At 67.6% G+C, this 17,479-nt stretch carries 16 protein-coding genes and 4 pseudogenes; 16 read left to right on the top strand and 4 right to left on the bottom strand.

The window, feature by feature from the left end; genetic code table 11:
* Positions 1 to 393 precede the first annotated feature (393 nt).
* The 8 genes and pseudogenes from BRM3_RS00270 (at position 394) to BRM3_RS00235 (ending at position 6,239) form a co-directional block, all read left to right on the top strand.
* On the top strand, positions 394 to 939 hold the full coding sequence (locus tag BRM3_RS00270; protein WP_263594123.1) for a hypothetical protein: 546 nt from the start codon (positions 394 to 396) through the stop codon (positions 937 to 939).
* 300 nt (positions 940 to 1,239) lie between these two features.
* Positions 1,240 to 1,386: pseudogene (locus BRM3_RS00265) on the top strand (redox-regulated ATPase YchF); the annotation flags it as partial.
* A 53-nt stretch (positions 1,387 to 1,439) separates the two neighbouring features.
* Positions 1,440 to 1,697 carry a GNAT family N-acetyltransferase gene (locus BRM3_RS00260; RefSeq protein ID WP_396127046.1) on the top strand — a complete coding sequence of 86 codons (258 nt, stop codon included), beginning with the start codon at positions 1,440 to 1,442 and terminating at the stop codon, positions 1,695 to 1,697.
* 386 nt (positions 1,698 to 2,083) lie between these two features.
* A pseudogene (locus BRM3_RS00255) lies at positions 2,084 to 2,275 on the top strand (DJ-1/PfpI family protein); the annotation flags it as partial.
* Positions 2,276 to 2,381: 106 nt separating this feature from the next.
* Positions 2,382 to 2,852, top strand: a complete 471-nt coding sequence (locus tag BRM3_RS00250) for a hypothetical protein (RefSeq protein WP_263594121.1) — start codon at positions 2,382 to 2,384, stop codon at positions 2,850 to 2,852.
* Positions 2,849 to 4,024, top strand: coding sequence for a zinc-dependent alcohol dehydrogenase (locus tag BRM3_RS00245; RefSeq protein ID WP_263594120.1), 1,176 nt, complete (start codon positions 2,849 to 2,851; stop codon positions 4,022 to 4,024). The genes BRM3_RS00250 and BRM3_RS00245 overlap by 4 nt, the downstream gene beginning before the upstream one ends.
* A gap of 136 nt (positions 4,025 to 4,160) precedes the next feature.
* A complete protein-coding gene (locus BRM3_RS00240) occupies positions 4,161 to 4,955 on the top strand; it encodes an aldo/keto reductase (protein WP_263594119.1) in 795 nt (264 codons plus the stop codon).
* A 111-nt stretch (positions 4,956 to 5,066) separates the two neighbouring features.
* Positions 5,067 to 6,239, top strand: coding sequence for a low temperature requirement protein A (locus tag BRM3_RS00235; RefSeq protein ID WP_263594118.1), 1,173 nt, complete (start codon positions 5,067 to 5,069; stop codon positions 6,237 to 6,239).
* A gap of 1,048 nt (positions 6,240 to 7,287) precedes the next feature.
* Here the strand turns inward: BRM3_RS00235 and BRM3_RS00230 are convergent.
* On the bottom strand, positions 7,288 to 9,045 hold the full coding sequence (locus BRM3_RS00230; RefSeq protein ID WP_263594117.1) for an oleate hydratase: 1,758 nt from the start codon (positions 9,043 to 9,045) through the stop codon (positions 7,288 to 7,290).
* A gap of 87 nt (positions 9,046 to 9,132) precedes the next feature.
* On the opposite strand from BRM3_RS00230, the gene BRM3_RS00225 reads away from it, so the two are divergent.
* Positions 9,133 to 9,780, top strand: a complete 648-nt coding sequence (locus tag BRM3_RS00225; RefSeq protein ID WP_263594116.1) for a TetR/AcrR family transcriptional regulator — start codon at positions 9,133 to 9,135, stop codon at positions 9,778 to 9,780.
* Between the two features lie 649 nt (positions 9,781 to 10,429).
* Here the strand turns inward: BRM3_RS00225 and BRM3_RS00220 are convergent.
* Both BRM3_RS00220 and BRM3_RS00215 read right to left on the bottom strand, forming a co-directional pair.
* Positions 10,430 to 10,687 carry a type II toxin-antitoxin system RelE family toxin gene (locus tag BRM3_RS00220; RefSeq protein WP_024291016.1) on the bottom strand — a complete coding sequence of 86 codons (258 nt, stop codon included), beginning with the start codon at positions 10,685 to 10,687 and terminating at the stop codon, positions 10,430 to 10,432.
* A gap of 3 nt (positions 10,688 to 10,690) precedes the next feature.
* Positions 10,691 to 10,936, bottom strand: a complete 246-nt coding sequence (locus tag BRM3_RS00215; RefSeq protein ID WP_024291015.1) for a type II toxin-antitoxin system prevent-host-death family antitoxin — start codon at positions 10,934 to 10,936, stop codon at positions 10,691 to 10,693.
* Positions 10,937 to 11,162: 226 nt separating this feature from the next.
* On the opposite strand from BRM3_RS00215, the pseudogene BRM3_RS00210 reads away from it, so the two are divergent.
* The 7 genes and pseudogenes from BRM3_RS00210 to BRM3_RS00180 all read left to right on the top strand — a co-directional run.
* Positions 11,163 to 11,303, top strand: a pseudogene (locus BRM3_RS00210) (IS3-like element ISAar24 family transposase); the annotation flags it as partial.
* A 71-nt stretch (positions 11,304 to 11,374) separates the two neighbouring features.
* Positions 11,375 to 11,944, top strand: a complete 570-nt coding sequence (locus BRM3_RS00205; protein ID WP_263594115.1) for a type 1 glutamine amidotransferase domain-containing protein — start codon at positions 11,375 to 11,377, stop codon at positions 11,942 to 11,944.
* The gene (locus BRM3_RS00200) at positions 11,941 to 12,159 is read left to right on the top strand and encodes a hypothetical protein (protein WP_263594114.1); all 219 of its coding nucleotides are present in this window, start codon (positions 11,941 to 11,943) and stop codon (positions 12,157 to 12,159) included. The genes BRM3_RS00205 and BRM3_RS00200 overlap by 4 nt, the downstream gene beginning before the upstream one ends.
* Positions 12,160 to 12,390: 231 nt before the next feature.
* Positions 12,391 to 13,518 (top strand): NAD(P)/FAD-dependent oxidoreductase, encoded by a 1,128-nt coding sequence (locus tag BRM3_RS00195; RefSeq protein WP_263594113.1) that lies wholly within the window; start codon positions 12,391 to 12,393, stop codon positions 13,516 to 13,518.
* A gap of 321 nt (positions 13,519 to 13,839) precedes the next feature.
* A pseudogene (locus tag BRM3_RS00190) lies at positions 13,840 to 15,058 on the top strand (IS3 family transposase); the annotation flags it as partial.
* 285 nt (positions 15,059 to 15,343) lie between these two features.
* Positions 15,344 to 16,123, top strand: coding sequence for a BPL-N domain-containing protein (locus BRM3_RS00185; RefSeq protein WP_396126990.1), 780 nt, complete (start codon positions 15,344 to 15,346; stop codon positions 16,121 to 16,123).
* A gap of 250 nt (positions 16,124 to 16,373) precedes the next feature.
* Positions 16,374 to 16,667: a helix-turn-helix transcriptional regulator gene (locus tag BRM3_RS00180; RefSeq protein WP_318152419.1), complete on the top strand. Its 294-nt coding sequence runs from the start codon at positions 16,374 to 16,376 to the stop codon at positions 16,665 to 16,667.
* Between the two features lie 59 nt (positions 16,668 to 16,726).
* Here the strand turns inward: BRM3_RS00180 and BRM3_RS00175 are convergent, their stop codons facing one another.
* Positions 16,727 to 17,449 (bottom strand): endo alpha-1,4 polygalactosaminidase, encoded by a 723-nt coding sequence (locus tag BRM3_RS00175; protein ID WP_263594111.1) that lies wholly within the window; start codon positions 17,447 to 17,449, stop codon positions 16,727 to 16,729.
* Positions 17,450 to 17,479 lie beyond the last annotated feature (30 nt).

The raw sequence follows: 17,479 nt of genomic DNA, 5'->3' as shown, positions 1-17,479 counted from the left end.
AGGCCGGCTACGACGTCTTGGTGACACTCAATCCGTCCGCGGTCGGGGTGGTCTGGGACGAAGAGCATGGCCTCCTCACCGGGAACGGCCCGCAGTCCGTCGATGCGCAGGCCCGGAAGCTCGCCGAGATCGTCGAAGCCAGGTCCGGGAGGAGCCGTCGCGCGCCGAGGTGACCCTCACCAGCAATGTGCCACGAGCACCGCGAGGCAGCCGGTTCCGATCACGAACCACAGGATGTCGGTCACAGAGATGCGCTGTGTCGGTCGGTGGCCGTCTGCAACCGTGGATCGCACAGCAGCGCATCGTCTGCCGGTGTCGCGGTGCGCAGAATGATCCGGGCTCCCGCGTAGACTCGATCGGAATGGACCCGTCGATCTCCACAAAGGTGCACCGATGCTGACCGAATTCGCACGCGACCATGCATTCACGATCGCGTGGTTCGGCATCATGTCCTTCGTCTGGTTCGGATGGGGACAGGAGGACCCGCCGAGATCCCGCAGAGGGTGGCTGGGAGCGGGTTCCGCTGTCGGGCTCATCGTGGCCGGGATCTTCGGCTTCGCCGTCTTCACCCGCTGGAGCGACTGGTCGGCGCTCGACGGCCAGTACGTCTGGTTCGGGGTCGTGGTCGGACTGGAGGTGCTGCTCGCGGCAGTCGGCTGCTTCGTCCTCGCGCGGCGGGGCCAGGGGCGCTGGATGGCGTGGTGGGTCGCAGTCGTGGTCGCGCTGCACTTCCTGCCGCTGGCCGTCTTCCTCCGGGATCCGTCACTGGCGGGCTTGGGGGTCGTCCAAGCCATCGGCCTCGCTGTCCTGGTCGGTCGCCTGAGGAGAACGCAGGCACCGACCAGTTGGCCCGTGGGGCCCTGGATGGGGGTGACCCTGCTCGTGTTCGCAGGGATCTCCGCGGCGATCTTCCTGGCAACCATCGGGTCCCCCTGGTGAGGGGTGAGGTAAGACGCAGGTGCGAACAGCCCTGTTTGTCTGGCGTCCATGCAAAGGTGCGCTCGGCTCATCAGGCGTGGCAGACGTCCAGAGTCGCAGGCGTGACGCGTCTTCCGATCACGGCCGACAAAGTGGGCTCTTTGATGTGAAGTTCATCCGCGAATCCTGCGCTCATCGTTAGCTGCCGCACGAAGTCGCCCATTCGCGGTTGTTTGAGCTGGTTCACGCCTACTGTGCACGGGGGACTCATTCTGCGTGATTGCGATTGCCGGCCATTCGCCGATGAGGCGCAGGAGTAACGAGATGCGGGCACTCGTGGGGCCGGTCGAGGCGATCTTCCTCGACGCGATGTTCGAGTCCGAGCTCGCCGAGCTCGACGACGACGAGGCCGCGGAGATGCTCGAGATGAGCGAGCAGGACGAGGCGGGCCTCGACCAGCTGGCGCGCCCTGCCCAGGAGAACGTTCGTGGTGGCGCGTCGCACAGACTCACGATGGCGAGATCGTCGGGCTGGCTATCCCCTCCGCCACCCCGACCAACCGAAACGTGGGGTACCTAGCCGTGCTACCACAGCACCGCGGCCACGGTTACGTAGACGAGATCCTTGAGTACATCACCCGATTCCATATCGGGGATGGAGCTCGACGAATTACCGCGACCACAGATGCGGTCAATACCCCGATGGCGGCGGCGTTCGACCGGGCCGGTTACAAGCTGGTCGAGGTGCGCATCGACCTGGAGCCGCCCCAGATGCACTGACCGGCGACGACGGCACCCGCCAGCGGGCGAGGACTATTCTTCGCAGACCCCGCTGATCATCCGGTTCGGCGAAGACTTCGCCGCGTGTCCTGTGAAATGTTCGATGCCTCTCGACAGGCGATCAGCAGGCCAAGAACCTCGAGCTCGCGGTGGGCTAGCCCGTGCAGGTCCTCGCAGGGTGAGAGCACGACGACCAGGCTCAGGTGGCGGGGAGCGTCTTGAGGCATGCCCAGAGCCATGACGCGCAGGTAGCCGCCGGGTTCGGTTGGCGCGGGCAGCAGGAACGAGGTCTGCGGCCCGCCGAGCATCGCGCGGGGCCGCGGCCAGTACTGGCGAGCGGGGGCGTAAGGCGGGGTGGTCGGGCAGTCCCGGCAGGGCCATGACGTCTCGTGACCGGCTGGACCCTGACCTCATTCCCCAGCATCCGCACCGACCTGCGCAACACCGGCGCGAACGTGGTGGACCAAGAGGCGGCCCGAGACGGGAACCTGGCCACCAGCCGCTCACCCGATGATCTCTTCCCTCTGTTCCGCCGTGGGAGTACTGTCCAGTCCACCGACGCCGGAAACTGCTCGTGAGCAGCCCGGTACGCCACATGGCGCAGGCGAGGCTGACTAGCAGCTCGACACCCGGCACCTCGGTACCCGCACCCCTCCTGGAGGTAGGTAGCACATGAGAGGAGCAATGGTCATTGTGGTCCTGGCCGGCGCAGCCGCCGGCGGGGTCGTCGCCCGCCGCGCTGTTCAATCGACGCCCGAATTCGCCGGCGAGGAGTCCACGGGGCGCTGGCGCAGCGTCACGCTCAACCGCAGCCAGGATGAGGTCATGCCGAACGGGCAGATGCCCGGTCCGTTGGCGGGATTGGGCGACCTCGTCGAGGTCCAGGTCCGGCCGGCCCCCGGCGGAAAGGGCACCGAGCTCGCCGCCCGGCTGCGGGTGCCCGAGCCGACCGCCCCGCGTGCAGCGCGGGCCCGGGTCAGCGGCCACGATCCGCGCCAGCAGGTCCGGTCGGCGTTGCGTCAGTCCAAGCAGCTGGTCGAGGTCGGGGAGGTTCTGCGGGTGGATCCCACTCCGCACGGCCGCCGTCCGCCGACCCCGACCGGCAAGATCATCGACGTCGTCACCCGGCGCGCCGGCGGGGAGGGACTGCTGTGAAGGCGCTGTGCTGGACCGGCGTCAACAAGACGTCCGTGGAGACCGTCGAGGACCCGAAGATCCTCAACGACCACGACGTCATCGTCAAGGTGCGACTTAGCACCACCTGCGGCTCAGACCTGCACCTGCTCGGCGGGTACATCCCGTCGATGCGCGCCGGTGATGTGCTCGGTCACGAGTTCATGGGCGAGGTCGCCGAGGTCGGCAAGAACGTCCGCAACCACAAGGTCGGCGACCGCGTCACCGTCTGCTCGTTCATCGCCTGCGGGGAGTGCTGGTACTGCTCCCAGGAGCTGTACTCACTGTGCGACAACGGAAACCCCAACCCGGGCCTGAGCGAGAGGATGTGGGGCAGCGCCATCGGCGGCTGCTTCGCCTACAGCCACATGCTGGGCGGTTTCGCCGGCAGCCACGCCGAGTACGTACGGGTCCCCTATGCCGACCAGGGTGCGTTCGCCGTACCGGACGGGGTGTCGGACCTGGCGGCCCTGTTCGCCTCCGACGCCGCCCCGACCGGCTGGACCGGCGCCGACGGCGCCGGCATCACCCCGGGCGACACGGTCGCGGTGTGGGGCGCCGGCGGGGTCGGACAGATGGCCGCCCGCGGCGCGATGCTGATGGGCGCCGAGCAGGTCATCGTCATCGACCGGCTCCCCGAACGCCTCGCCCAAGTCCGGCAACACGTCGGTGCGGACACCTTGGACTACACCGAGGACAGCATCGTGGCCGAACTGAAGGAGCGCACCGGCGGCCGCGGCCCGGACGTCGTCATCGAGGCAGTAGGGATGGAAGCGCACGGAACCGGCCCGGCTTACGTATACGACCAGGTCAAGCAGCAGTTGCGGCTGCAGTCCGACCGGCCCACCGCCCTCCGAGAGGCGATCTACGCCTGCCGCAAAGGCGGCAGCCTCTTCATCCTCGGAGTCTTCGGCGGGTTCGTCGACAAGTTCCCGCTCGGCGCGATGATGAACAAGAGCATGACCGTGCGCGGGGCCCAGCAGCACGGCCATCGCTACATCCCCCAGATCCTGCAGCACATCGCCGACGGCGAGCTCTCTACCGAGCACCTCGCCACCCACATCATGCCGCTGGACCAAGGACCCCACGGCTACGAGATGTTTAAGAACAAGCAGGACGGCTGCGTCCGGGCCGTTTTCCAACTCGACCGATGACCCACGCAGTAAGCCAGCACCGGTCGCGGACGCGCCGGCCCTTCGAGGATCTCAGCCCACGTCCCACCTCAGGACAACCAGAAGGAAGTGATCGCGGATGCGACGGATAACGCTGCCGAGCGGGGAGTCCATCGCTGTGCTGGGCCAGGGCACCTGGGGCTGGGGTGAGGACCCCGGCCGCCGCGGCGACGAGGTCGCCGCGCTGCACGCCGGCCTCGAGTTGGGCATGACGCTGGTCGACACCGCCGAGATGTACGCCGACGGCGGCGCGGAGGAGGTGGTCGGTGAAGCATTGGCGGGTCGCCGCGACGAGGCGTTCGTGGTCAGCAAGGTCCTGCCGTCCCACGCCTCCCGTTCCGGCACGATCGCGGCCTGCGAACGCAGCCTGAAACGCCTGGGCACCGATCGGATCGACCTCTACCTGCTGCACTGGCAGGGCAGGTACCCGCTGGAGGACACCGTCGCGGCTTTGCAACAGCTCGTCGAGGACGGGAAAATCCGTTACTGGGGCGTCAGCAACTTCGACCACCGGGCCCTCGCTGACCTGCAGGACGTGCCGGGCAGCGGCGGGCTGGCCACGGATCAGGTGCTGTACAACCTGTCGCGGCGAGGGCCGGAGTACGACCTGCTGCCCTGGTGCGCCGAACACCAGCTGCCGGTCATGGCGTATTCGCCGATCGAGCAGGGCCGCATCCTTCACGACACGACGCTGAACGACGTCGCGGCGCGTCACAGCGTCAGCGCCGCGGCGGCGGCCATCGCCTGGGTGCTGCGCCGCGACTCGCTCTGCACGATCCCCAAGGCGAGCAGCCCGCAGCACGTGCGAGACAACGCCACAGCACTGGAGGTGGAGCTGACCCGCGAAGACCTGGATGCTCTGGACCGTGCGTTCCCGCCCCCGAGCGGACCGCGACCACTAGAAATGCTGTGACCCCTGCCCAAGGGCGCAGCCCGGTCGGTCCGGGCAGCGCTTCGGACGGCGCGGCAGCACCGTCGGTTCGGGGGTGGGAGTTGCCGGGCTTGAAAGGGGATGATTTCGCGGATGTCAGAGAACTCTGAGCCGGGCAGCGAGGCCGGCGCGCGGGACAACGGCAGCGGGTCGGTGGGCGACCTAGAGCTGTTCTTCGACCTGGTGTTCGTGTACGCGATGGCGCAGCTGACCGAGCTGGTGCGGGAGGACGTTTCGTGGCGGGGTTTCGGTCATGGTGTGCTCGGCCTGCTGGCGGTGTGGTGGGCCTGGGTCTGCTACACGTGGCTCACCAACACCTTCACCACGAATCGGGTGGTATTTCGCTGCTTGGTCATCGCCGCCATGGCTGCGATGCTGCTGGCCGCAAGCGCACTCCCGACCGCGTTCAGCACCGGAGCCCTCGTCTTCGGGCTTGCCCTGCTCACCATCCGCGTCATCCACCTGGTCTTGTTCGTCGTGGCCGCCTCCCACGACGAAGAACACCTCCGTGCAGGCCTCCTGCGGCTGGTCCCGAGCCTGCTCATCGCACCCGTCCTGATCGCCGTCGCCGCCGCCTTCCCATCCCCCTACCGAGAGCTGCTCTGGATCGGTGCAGCCATCATCGACTTCGGCGGACCCCTGGTCGCCGGGATCGAGGTTTTCCGGGTGGTGCCCTCCTACTTCGTCGAGCGCCACGGCAACATCATCATCATCGCGCTCGGTGAAGCCGTCGTCGGGCTGGGCACCGGGGCCAGCGAGCACCTGCAGCAACCGGTCGTGCTCGCCGCCGCCGTCCTCGGAGTCCTGATCGCCGCCTCGCTGTGGTGGACCTACTTCGGTCTGACCGCCGGCGCCGAGCAACGCCTCAAAGACGCCGACGGGCCCGAACGCGCCCGACTGGCCCGCGACGCCTACAGCTACCTCCACCTTCCCCTGGTCGCCGGGGTCGCCTTCTTCGGCTTCGGCGCCAGCGCGGCGCTCGAGCACGTGTCCGACCCCTTACCGCTGCTGCCGGCGATCGCCCTCAGTGGCGGGGTGGGCCTGTTCTACGCGGCCGATGCCGCCTACCGATGGCGCGATCACCATCAGCTCGTGCCGGACCGCCTCCTCACGGCGGCCGCATCCCTGCTCATCATCCCGCCAGCACTGACCATGCCCGCATGGTCAGTGTTGACGGCTCTCACCGCGGTCGGCGCCCTGCGCCTGACGTGCGAACTCGTGCGACGGCCCCGGATCGGTCCCGCAGTCGCCGGCCAAGTCCACTGAGGCCGGAACGCCTAGGGCGTGTCTGACAATGAATCCAGGGGTCGGCTGGCACCTTCGAAGACGTGTCCGCAGTTCCCGACTCGCTGAAGCTCGAGGGTGCCCGCTTTGTCGGCAGGAGCCTGCGGGAGGCAGCGGCGCGCCGAGGAGCCGTTCCACCCGCTCGGCCAGCCCCGCGCGGGTGCGGAGGACGACGGTGTCGACCTCGACTTCTTCGCGTCCACGCCCCGCCCTACGAGGGGGTGCTCGCGGTACGGTCCGAACCCTTGGCCCAGGTCCGCGAGTTTCTGGCGTCCGTGGACGACGCCGGCCTGGACGAGGAACGCCGCCACCCGTGGAGCCCCGAGTATCCGGAGACGGTGCGCTCGTGCTTCCACGTGATCCTCGAGGGGAGTGGGAGCACCTGCGCTACGCCCTGCGCGACCTGGACGCCCTCGACGACGCCGCGGCCCAGGGGCGCTGAACGACCACGGTCGTGGCCGCATCATTCCCTGCACGGGGAATGGGACTGTGGAAGGGCACGGATGCGCGGTCTCGCGAGATCTACGAGTGGGCGCTCCAGTCGTTCGACCTCGTGAAGATCCCCTCCATCAGGGTGGGCAGTGCCGACCAGGGCGATGCAGACCAGTCGTTGACGCGGCTCCACGACACCCTGGAGGGGGTGCTCGTCCGTTCGGGCAACTCCCGCTCCACGCAGCTCCAGAAGGACTTCGCGAAGGCGATGGAGCCGGTCGAGGATCTGGTGCGGGAGGTCCTCAGCGAGTCGGTGAACTCGGTGGCGACCGAGCTGCCCTTCCAGGATCCGGTCCTCGGAGTCGACCTGTCTGCGCCCCAGCACGCGCTGCGCGGAATGCTCCGAGAAGCAGTGATCACCAGTCACGACGACGTCGTGGTGCCGATCGCCGAGCGCGGCACCGGATTCCAGTCCGCCCTGGTGCTCGGCATCCTTCGCTACGTCTCGTCGAAGAGCAGGCAGGCGGGGTGGGCGACATGGGACCAGCCCAGGCGCGCCTCGGGACCGTGCCCGAGGCGCACCCGCGGTGGGCGGGGCTCAGATGAGGCCGTGCTCCTCGAGGAGCTGACCGATCTCTCCGTGCTCGAGCCGGTCGCGCAGGTAGCTGCGCAGCGCGGCCGGGCCGGGGATCTCCACCTTCTTGCCGTCGCGCATGCGCGCCGAGGCCTCGAGCAGGTCGCGCACGTCGTACGTGGAGCCCCAGGTCTCCGGCACGCCGCGCTCCACGTCGAGGAGTTCGTAGACGGCCTCCATGCCGGTGCGCACCGAGTACTCGGTCGTGAAGATCGTGTCGCGGCCGGTCTCCGCGAACTGCCCGAGGAACGCGAAGTTCGCCGCCCCCTCCGGCACGACCTGCGGCCGGTCACCCGCGCGGCGGGGCATAAAGAAGCTCGTCACGTAGGGCATCATGACCGGCACGCACCGGGCGCCGGTCGCCGCAAGCTCGGGGATCTCATCGACGGGCACGCCCAGGTGGTAGAGCCACTCCTGGGTGATCTCCTCGCCGGTGCACTGCGCCAGGGGCTTCTTCACGTAGTCGCCGTCGACGTCGACGAACAGTCCGTAGACCCAGACGACGATCTGATCCTTCGGCTGCTTCTTGAAGTGCGGCTGGCGATTGACCGTCCAGCTCAGCAGCCAGGAGGAGTCCTCGGCGGTGACGATGCCGCCGGTGACCACGCGGCCGCTGAACGGATCGCGCTGGGCGATGCGCTCGATGTAGGCGGGGATGCGCTCATCGAGCGTCGTGACGGTGGCCGATTCCCACTTCGTCTCCTCGATCGAGGAGCAGAAGACCTCCGGGCGCCCGAACGACGGGTCCTTCTTCGCGATGCGCTTCCACAGGTCCCAGGCCGGGGCCGGGCCCTCGTTGAGGGCTGCGGGCGTGTGGTGGTCGCCGTCATCGGAGTTGTCCACGAGCGAGCCGATCGTCATGAGCGCGAGGTCGTGCTCACCGAGCACGATGGTCTCCTCGGCGCCGTCGCGGCGGCAGTGGATCGCGGTGGCGCGGATCTCGCCGTTGCGGTGGGCGAAGTCCACATCGAGGACCTCGGTGCCGGACTGGAAGACGACGCCGTGTTCGGTGAGGTAGTGCATGAGCGGCAGGACGAAGGACTCGTACTGGTTGTACTTCGTGAACTTCAGCGCCGTGAAGTCCGGCAGTCCGCCGATGTGATGGATGAAGCGGTGGAGGTAGAGCTTGAACTCGAGCGCGGAGTGCCACTCCTCGAAGGCGAACATCGTCCGCCAGTACATCCAGAACGGCGAGTCGAGGAACTCGCGGCCCATCACCTCGTCGATGCGCTTGCCCTCCATCTCGGAGCGCTCGGCGAGGAAGATCTTCAACAGGTCCTTCTGCGCCCGCTTCGGCAGGTCGAAGCGGCCCTCGTGGCCGGCGTCCTCGCCCTGGCGCACGGTGGCGCGACGCAGCGAGTAGTTGGGGTCGTCCTTGTTGAGCCAGTAGAACTCGTCGAGCACGGAGGCGTCCTCGAGCTCCAGGGAGGGGATGGAGCGCATCATGTCCCACAGGCACTCCATGTGGTTCTCCAGCTCCCGGCCGCCGCGGATGACGAAGCCCTTCTCCGGGACGTCGAGGCCGTCGAGCGCACCGCCGGCGGTCTCGCCCTTCTCGAGGATCGTGACGTTGGCGCCGGGGACCCCGGCATCGCGGATGAGGAAGACGGCCGCCGCGAGCCCGGCCAGCCCGCTGCCGACGATGTAGGCCTTCGTCTCCGGCGCGTGCTGTGCGGGGCGGGGACGCGCGAACGCCTCGTAGTTACCTGCCGTGTGCTGCATGATCCGTCCTTCCCGTCGCGTGCCGGATGCCGATCACCCGGCCTCGATATTGAGTGTACTCAGAATTGAGTCGACTACAATGGCCGCATGGGAACTCGGGATCACACGGAGCTGGCGCCCTCGGCGGCGCCGGGCAGGCGCGAGCGGGCGAAGGCGGACAAGCGCGCCCGCATCCTCGCCGCGGCGCTGGCGCTGTTCGAGGAGCGCGGGTTCGAGCGCACCTCGATGAGCGAGGTCGCGCGCCTCGCGGATGTGGCGCAGGGGACCGTCTTCCAGTACGCGGCCACGAAGGCGGAGCTGCTCATGATGGTCGCCGAGGCGCTCTGGGGCGCCCACGAGCAGGCGAACACGGCCCCGCCGCGCTCCGCGCCGGCGGCGGGGGAGACCGCGGCCCAGATCGCGGCCCTTGTCTCGCCGTTCGTCGCCGCGATGCGCCGCTGGCCCGAGCCCACGACGTGGGTCGCCCGCGAGATCCTCTTCGGTGCGGATATGCCGCACCGCCAGCGGGTCCTCGGTCGCGTCGAGGGGCTCGAGGAGCAGATCGCCGCGCGCCTGCGCGACGACCGGGTCGGCGCCCCCGGCGCGGCGGCGGCAACCGGCGCCCGGCTCATCGTCACCGGGGTGCTCGCCGAGCTCAACCGCTCCCGGCAGGGGCGCATCGACGGCGAGGACGTCGATGTGGTGCTCCGCCGGCTCATCGACCTCGTGGTGGCGGGGGCGGGCGCCTCCCGGTGACCCGGAAGCCGTCCGGGCCGTTCAGGCCGCCCCTGGCACCGGCCGGCGCCGCCGCGATTGCCCACCGCGCGGCCGGCAGGCGCGTGCCCGCCGCGGTCGTGTAGGGCCCCACGGTCAGGTCCTCGCCCAGCAGGGCGGGGCGATGGCGCCACCGGGGAACTCCACTGCCGGAGATGTCGTTGTCCTCGTAGACGCCTGCTGGAGTCCATCCTCTAGCCCTGATGAGCGCCGCGGCGTCCTCCCTGTGGCGGTCCACACCCAGGCGACGGTTCTCGCGATCCTGAGAGATCCGCAGGTAGACGGCGGCCCGCCGAGGCTCAGCACTCATGAAGCCAATCTGCGTCAAAGGTCATTCGGCTACGGAACGTGGTGGAGTTCCGGTTCAACGTGTGAGCGAGTCGCCGTTCACCCTCGCGACCGGGTGAGTTCCTCTGCGAACTCCGTCAGGAACTGGTCGCCAGCCGCCGTGCTGCGGGGGGGGGGGGGGGGGGGGGGGGGGGGGGGGGGGGCGACGGTGCCCAGGGGACATTGCCCACGAGGTGATGTTACGCCGCGAGATGGGCGATGAGGGCCCGGGTGGAGTCGCTGGCGAGGCCTATGGTCTGGGCGCTCGGGCGCGCGTCAGCGATGCTCCGAGATCCGTCCCCGCTCATCGGTAGACCTCTCTGCGGTGCCCGACACGGAGGATCAGCACGACCAGCTCATCATCCACGACGTCATAGACGACTCGGTAGTCACCGATTCGGATGCGCAACTCGCCCTCGCCGCCCTGAAGCTTGATGCAACCGGGTGGGCGAGGGTCATCAGCAAGGGCGTTGAGTGCCTCGAGAATACGTCGGGCGGTCTGACGATCGAGCTTCCGAAGGGCTTTCGCCGCCGAGGCGACGTAGGTGACGCGATACGCCACGCATCAGAGTCCGAGCTCGGCGACCAGATCCTCATGGGAGACGCGCTCGGTCTCTTCACGCGCGGCCGCCGCCGCACGGATGTCGGCCTGATCTTCCAACGCCTGGAGTGCGCGATCGTAGAACTCCGGGGACACGACGACCGCGCGACGACCAGCGCCGCGCGAGGTGATCTCGACGGGCTCGCGCTGTGCTGCGGCGATGAGATCGGCCTGGCGGCTGCGGAAGTCGGAGAGCGTCACGGAAGTCATGTCCTGATGGTACATCTTGTACAAGATGGCGTGATGGTCACTTGCAGGGGCCGCTCCGCGCGGCGCGGTGATCGGGATGTCGAGGACCTGAGGATCCCGCCGGGGAACCAACCGTCTGGAGAGGCTTGCAGGCGATCGTCGCGGACAGCTCCGTCGGGCGGTCCGAGGCAAGGCGGCGCGCTTCCATGATCCCGTGCAGATCGGGGCCTGGGCCCAGGGTGGCGAGATCGAGCTCGCGAACGCGATCTTCGAGTACCTCGAGGTGTTCTACAACCGTCGTCGACGGCACTCCTGCCTCGAGTGCGCGACACCCTACGACCACGACCTCGCCGGCACCCCGCGGACACTGACCACCACCGGGAGCTAGCGACCAAGAGTGGAAACCAAACCGTAGGGCAGGTCAAGATGTCACCGGATCGTGCAGCAGACCCAACTGACATGGCAGTAGATCTGCAGGGCAAGAGAGTCACGATCCTCGCCGCGGACGGGGTCGAGCGCGTCGAACTCGAGCAACCCCGTGAGGCTCTGGACAGGGCCGGCGCTCGGACCGAGGTCCTCTCCGTCGATGAGGGCGAGATCAAGGCCCGCGAGAACGACCTGGATCCGGCGGGGACGTTCGGCGTCGACGGGCTGGTGGCTGAGGCCTCGGTGGCCGACTACGACGCCTTGGTGCTTCCGGGCGGCACGGTGAACCCCGACAAGCTCCGGATTGACGAGGACGCTGTCGCCTTCGTCCGGGACTTCGTCGAGAACGGCAAGTCGGTGGCGGCGATCTGTCACGGACCGTGGACGTTGATCGAGGCCGACGTGGCCACCGGTCGCACCCTGACGTCCTTCCCGAGCATCCGCACGGATCTGCGCAATGACGGCGCGAACGTCGTCGACCAGGAGGTCGTGGTCGACAAGAATCTCATCACCAGCCGCTCGCCGGAGGACCTGCCGGCGTTCTCCGAGGCGATCGTGGCCCAACTCGCGGGCACCACGACAAAGGAAGAGAAGACATCATGAGTGTGACCAAGGGATTGCTGGTCAGGTTTGACGCATTGCCCGGCAAGGAGGACGACGTGAAGGATTTCCTTGACAGCGGCCGTGCGCTTGTTGAGGAAGAGCCGGCGACCACCGCGTGTTCGCGATCCGCCTCGGGCCCTCCTCCTTCGGGATCTTCGACGTTTCCCCCGATGACGCCGGACGTGACGCTCACCTGTCTGGCCCTGTTGCGGTAGCTCTCGGCGAGCAGACCGGTGCGGGTGCGTTGTTCTCCGAACCGACGATCGAGAAGCTCGACGTGTTGGGCTCCAAACTTCCCGCCTGACACCACAGACCGGGAGTACTGACCCCGACATGAGGGGTCGTTGCGCGCGGTGACTTCGGGCTGACACAGCCCGTTGACGTCGTGGCAGCGGCCCCGTACTTTTGAGCTCTATCTCACATCCCTAACAGATCGAGGAACCGCGATGACAGGAACTGACGACGTTGCCCCGACGCGTTCACCCGAGGTAGCAGTAATCGGGGGCGGGATCGTCGGTCTGTCGACGGCGTACGCGCTGCGGGAGCAGGGCGTGCCGGTGCGCTTGTACGAGGCCGGTCTGCCCGGAGCGGGTCAGTCCGCGGGCGAGTCGCGGATCTTCCGGCATGCCCACGACGACCCGCGACTCGTCGCTTTCGCGCGCAAAAGCCGCGGTGTATGGGATGAGTGGGCCGAACACTTCGACGTCGAGCTGGTCTCATCAGACGGTGTCGTGGCGATCGGCGACAGCGCCCTGGCGCGGCTGCGGGTGCTCGACGAGGTCGGCGGCGTGGAAGCGCACGAGATCGATGCAGCCGAGCTCGCCCAGCGCATGCCGCTGCTCGCTGGGTACTCGGGGCCAGCGGTGCTCGACGAGTCGGGCGGCGCGATCCGCACCCGCGCCGCGATCACGGCACTCGCGGGTGCCCTCGGAGATGCCGTCACCACCGCAGAGGTTATCTCCATCGATCCCCGCGCCGATGGGACGGTCGAGGTGCGCAGCGTCACCGACCGGGCTGTCTACTCCAAGGTGGTCGTGTGCGCCGGCCGCGAAACCGCCCGCCTGGCCCGCAGCGTCGGCCTGTCGCTCCCGGTTCGCCTTGCCGCACACGTCCGGCTGACCTTCGACGTGAAAGACGCCGCCCCGGCACGAGTCGCGTGCCTGCAGGACAGCAGCGGCGTCTTCGGCGAAGTCGGCGTGTACGCGACGCCGCTACCGGGCAACAGCAGTTATTCGGTCGGACTCAGCGACACCGTCGGCGTCCGCGACGACGGAACGTTCATCGACCCTGCGGCGATTCGATCGCTGGACGAACGCGCGCGCGAATACGTGACACGGGCGCTGCCCGGTCTCCACCCAGAGCCGCGCGACTTTCTTCACTGCTGGGTGACCGACCTCCCATGGAGCGAGGACGGCGTGGCCGTGTGGGAGGCAGGCTCTGTCCTTTTTGTGGCCGGTCACAATTTGTTCAAGCAGGCACCTGCGCTGGGTCGCGCTCTTGCCCGGGCTGCGACCGGCGGCGGTCTCGCCGCCGACCTCACGCCCGCCGCTCGCCTCGGCGAAGCCCTGCGATAGTTCGCCTGACCCCAGAACGGACGCACTCAATGGGTAAACGTCTCCTCGTCGAGGACGACGGCAGCCCGCCCTGGGTCAACCCAAAAGTCGCGGCTGGACAGCAGTCACAGGCTCAACCACCTTGTCATGGGGTGTCTTCATCGTGAGGATCGGTACGCGGAGGTGCCGCAGCGGAATCCGTCACTGCGGGATCCGCTCGCAGTGCGACCCGGCGCGGGATGATGAAACCGCGTCGCAGTGCGGGGTTCGGACATAGCCGTCAGGTTGTGAATCGGTCAGGGTTTGATGCCGCTGCTGTTTGAGTCCGGAAGGATGGACAGCGTGCCGAAGAAGATCGATCCCCAGCTGCGAGCGAGGTGCGTGCGGCTCGCCAGGAAGGCGTCTCGCGCGAGTCCGTGCGGCGCTGGCTCGCACAAACCGAGGTCGATGATGGAACCCGCCCCGGCGTCACCAGCGAGGAGTCCGCCGAGGTCAAGCGACTGAAAGCAGAGAACAAGCGGCTGCGCGAGGACAACGAGATCCTCCGCCGGGCCTCGATTTTCTTCGCCGGCAAGCTCGACCCCCGAAACCTCTGATCTGCGCGTTCATCGATGAGATGCGCGCCGAGGGCTATGCAGCCGAGCCGATCCTGCTCGTCCTGCGCCAGCAGGGCCTGAGCATCGCTGCACGTAACTACCGGTCTTGGAAGCGACCGGCCCGCCTCGCCGAGCGCACCATCACAGATGCCCTGGTCGAAGACAAGATCCGCGACCTCGCCTGGACCATCAATCCCGCCACCGCGCAGGTCCAGATGACGCCCGAGGGGCTCTACGGGCGGCGGAAGTGGGTCGCGCTGCTCCGCCGCCAGGAAGGCCTGGCCGGCACCTCCCGTGGGGCGGTGGACCGGGCGATGCGGACCCTCGGCCTCGAGGGCACCCGGCGGGCGAAGAAGATCCGCACCACGATCCCTGGCCCGGACGGGAGACGTGCCGGTGACCTGCTGAATCGGGACTTCACCGCCCCGGCTCCGAACCTGGTCTGGGTCACCGACTTCACCTACGTCCGCACCTGGGCCGGGCTCGTCTACGTCGCGTTCGTCGTCGACGTCTTCGCCCAGCGGATCGTGGGCTGGCACGCGTCCTCGAGCATGCGCACCGATCTCGACATGACGCCACTGTGGATCGCGCTGTGGCTGCGGGAACGCGAGGGAAACCAGGTCTCACCAGGCTCTTTGGTGGCGCACAGCGATGCCGAATCGCAGTACACGTCGATCCGGTACACCGAGCACCTCGAGGGCATCGCTGCCTCGATCGGGACCGTCGGCGATGCGTTCGATAACGCGCTGATGGAGACGGTCAATGGGCTGTTTAAGACCGAGTGCCTCCGCACCACCGCCTTCCACCACGGCCCGTTCCGGACGCTCTCAGACGTCGAGTACACGACTGCCGGCGGGGTCGACTGGTACAACAACCGGCGCCTCCACGGCTCCCTCGGGATGCTCACCCCGATAGAGTTGGAGACGCTGCACAACGAGGCCCTCACCCGAGAGCCCGCACCCACAAAGCAGCGGCAGAGAACCCGGGACCATTCACTCGTGGGTCGAACCCAAGGGCCCGCGCGACTGCGAGCCCCACATCCTCGTGTGCGAAGAGCCGGTCACTGCTCCCCGGCGTCGAAACCGGACCTGCAGACGAACTTTGAGCCAGCCGACCAGGCTGCGTGACGATCCAATGTCACCCATCCGAGCAGCAGCCCCTGACTTCGGGCCGCGTTCAACGATCAGAGGCCAGGAGCAGGCTGCACCGGTCGCTTTGGGCAGTGGACCATGCCCACCTAGCATTGAAGTATGTGTACGTTCGAATCACCCGCTGGACGGTCGCGCCGGTCGGTCCTCGCGGGGCTGCTGACGGTCCCTTTCGCTGGGCTGGCGAACGGATGTGCACCGATCAGCAGGAACGACGACGAGACTCCGGATGCGCGGATCGCCCTCGTGTACCGCGGCCCGGCGGGGTGCGCAGGATGCTCGGAAACTCTTGCTGAGCGACTGTCGCAATCACCGCTTGGTATGGACGTTGCGTTTATCGGCCCGCATGAAGAATTCCCTCTCAAATCAAGTGCCCTTTCTGGAGTCGCTCTCTACGCTCAGCCCGGCGGTGGGGACGATATTCGTGCCGCTGCCCAGAGTTTTCCTGCGGATTTCATCCGCGGGGTGAGTGACTTTGTGGCTACCGGCGGTAGCTACCTCGGCATCTGCATGGGTGCATATCTCGCAGGGAGCGAGGGGTTCGGCTTTTTCAGTGAATCCGTCGAGGGGGAGGTGGGCGTTCCCGACTTCCCTGTGAAAGATAGTACGGATGATGTGGTGGCAATCACGTGGGGCGACACGTTGCGATGGACCTACTTCCAAGAGGGCGCGCGGTTGCCTGTAGGCGGCGCTGAGGCCTACGCCCATTACGAGACAGGCGACCTCGCCGCCGCGTGTTATCGGTTTGGCGATGGAAGTGTGGGCTTGATTGGCCCTCATCCGGAGGCGGACGCAACCTGGTTCGAGGACGCCGATCTCTTTGATCAAGACGGCGACGACTGGCGATATGCGCTCCCGCTCGTCAAACGGATTCTCAGCTGACCGTCGGGGCGGCCAAGTGCGACACAATTGGCCCAAGGGGGAGCAACAAAGCCCACTCTTGTCCTCCGAAGGCTCACTCCAGCTGCGAAACGCCGTGGAGTTTCGCTTCAACGTCGAGCGTCGTTGGCGGGTGACGTCACGTGCTGGTCGTGAGACCGGATTCCGCACCAATGGCCAGTGGAGGTTCTGCTTCCGCTGGACCGATGCCGGTACCGGGGAGGTGCGGATCGTGGTCTGTCCCTGAGGAGGGATGAAGTCCGAGAAGCACTGCCCGCCCATGTGCCTGGGGAGGGGCTTCTGGCGACATCGAGGGGTTCGGCGTCACGCAGAACGAGGTCGCTGTATCGATCGGTGTTCCGCGCGGCGAATCAACGAGATCGGGCACGGCGAGCGGGCCATCACGGCGGGCGCTGCGCTGCGCCTGGAGCGCTACGTCAGAGCGGACCCGTTCTGGCTCGACCTGCAGACGAGGTACGAACTGGACGCCGCGGAGGACCGCGTCGCCGAGCACGTCGGTGCGACCACGCCGCTGGAGGTCGCGTGATTGCCGTGGGCGATACCCGTCTCATCACGCATGACGAAGCGGCAGAAGTGCAACGGATGTCAGTGAGCGCACGTCCGAAACACGTAGCCGTCATCGTCCGGGGTCACGAGGTCGCGGTCTCGGAGGATCATCGCTCTCGGTGATGCTGTGTCTTCGCACATCTCGGCGAAGCTTCGGGGAAGGGTGTCCGCGTATTCGATGTCGATGACCGCGTCGCCGTAGGCATCCGTGTATGCCGTGCATTCGTTGTAGGCGGCGCACTCCTCTGCGATTGCGAAATCGAGCCCCGCCTCGCTCTTGAGGCGCGCCGTGTATTCGGCCGAGTTCTTCTGCCCCGCCGCGAGTCCGGCTGCGTGCGCGATATCCACGAGAGCACGGGCGAGAGCCAGATTGTCGTCGACGGTAAGGACGTCGTGTGAGCGGGTGAGACTGTCGAGGTTGTCGAACTCGACCGCCTCGAACCCGGCGTCTGCGCAACCCTGGATCCACGACGAGGCGGTGTCGAGGATCGCTTCGCGTTTGCTGCTCGTCGAGGTGTACAGCAGAATCTCGTCGGGCCAGTCGGCGTCGAAGACGGGTGCTCCATCAGCTGTGAGGAGAACCTCGTCCGGCCACTGGTCGCGTTCGCCTGGCTGGGTCTGGAATGCGTTGACGTAGCAGATCGAGTACAGCCCGTCGGCCGGCGAAGCGGTGCGGTCACGAACCACCAGCTCGACCCCTGATGAGGGGGTGTAGGGACTGCCGAGCTGGTAATCGAACGCCGACACGGTGGGGAAGTCCACCCCTCCGCCGTCGTGCGCGCCTGCGGCAGA

The organism is Brachybacterium huguangmaarense, assembly GCF_025725725.1.
In the GTDB taxonomy this organism is placed as follows: domain Bacteria; phylum Actinomycetota; class Actinomycetes; order Actinomycetales; family Dermabacteraceae; genus Brachybacterium; species Brachybacterium huguangmaarense.
Note: the sequence above shows the minus strand (reverse complement) of the source record. Positions and strands in the feature narration are given on the sequence as shown.

What these genes read in the sequence shown, in the direction of transcription:
- BRM3_RS00270 (WP_263594123.1), top strand. Translation starts at nt 394, where the DNA reads ATGCTGACCGAATTCGCACGCGACCATGCATTCACGATCGCGTGGTTC.
- BRM3_RS00200 (WP_263594114.1), top strand. Translation starts at nt 11,941, where the DNA reads ATGAGTGTGACCAAGGGATTGCTGGTCAGGTTTGACGCATTGCCCGGC.
- BRM3_RS00195 (WP_263594113.1), top strand. Translation starts at nt 12,391, where the DNA reads ATGACAGGAACTGACGACGTTGCCCCGACGCGTTCACCCGAGGTAGCA.
- BRM3_RS00230 (WP_263594117.1), bottom strand. Translation starts at nt 9,045, where the DNA reads ATGCAGCACACGGCAGGTAACTACGAGGCGTTCGCGCGTCCCCGCCCC.
- BRM3_RS00180 (WP_318152419.1), top strand. Translation starts at nt 16,374, where the DNA reads ATGAAGTCCGAGAAGCACTGCCCGCCCATGTGCCTGGGGAGGGGCTTC.
- BRM3_RS00215 (WP_024291015.1), bottom strand. Translation starts at nt 10,936, where the DNA reads ATGACTTCCGTGACGCTCTCCGACTTCCGCAGCCGCCAGGCCGATCTC.
- BRM3_RS00235 (WP_263594118.1), top strand. Translation starts at nt 5,067, where the DNA reads ATGTCAGAGAACTCTGAGCCGGGCAGCGAGGCCGGCGCGCGGGACAAC.
- BRM3_RS00185 (WP_396126990.1), top strand. Translation starts at nt 15,344, where the DNA reads ATGTGTACGTTCGAATCACCCGCTGGACGGTCGCGCCGGTCGGTCCTC.
- BRM3_RS00225 (WP_263594116.1), top strand. Translation starts at nt 9,133, where the DNA reads ATGGGAACTCGGGATCACACGGAGCTGGCGCCCTCGGCGGCGCCGGGC.
- BRM3_RS00250 (WP_263594121.1), top strand. Translation starts at nt 2,382, where the DNA reads ATGGTCATTGTGGTCCTGGCCGGCGCAGCCGCCGGCGGGGTCGTCGCC.
- BRM3_RS00205 (WP_263594115.1), top strand. Translation starts at nt 11,375, where the DNA reads ATGGCAGTAGATCTGCAGGGCAAGAGAGTCACGATCCTCGCCGCGGAC.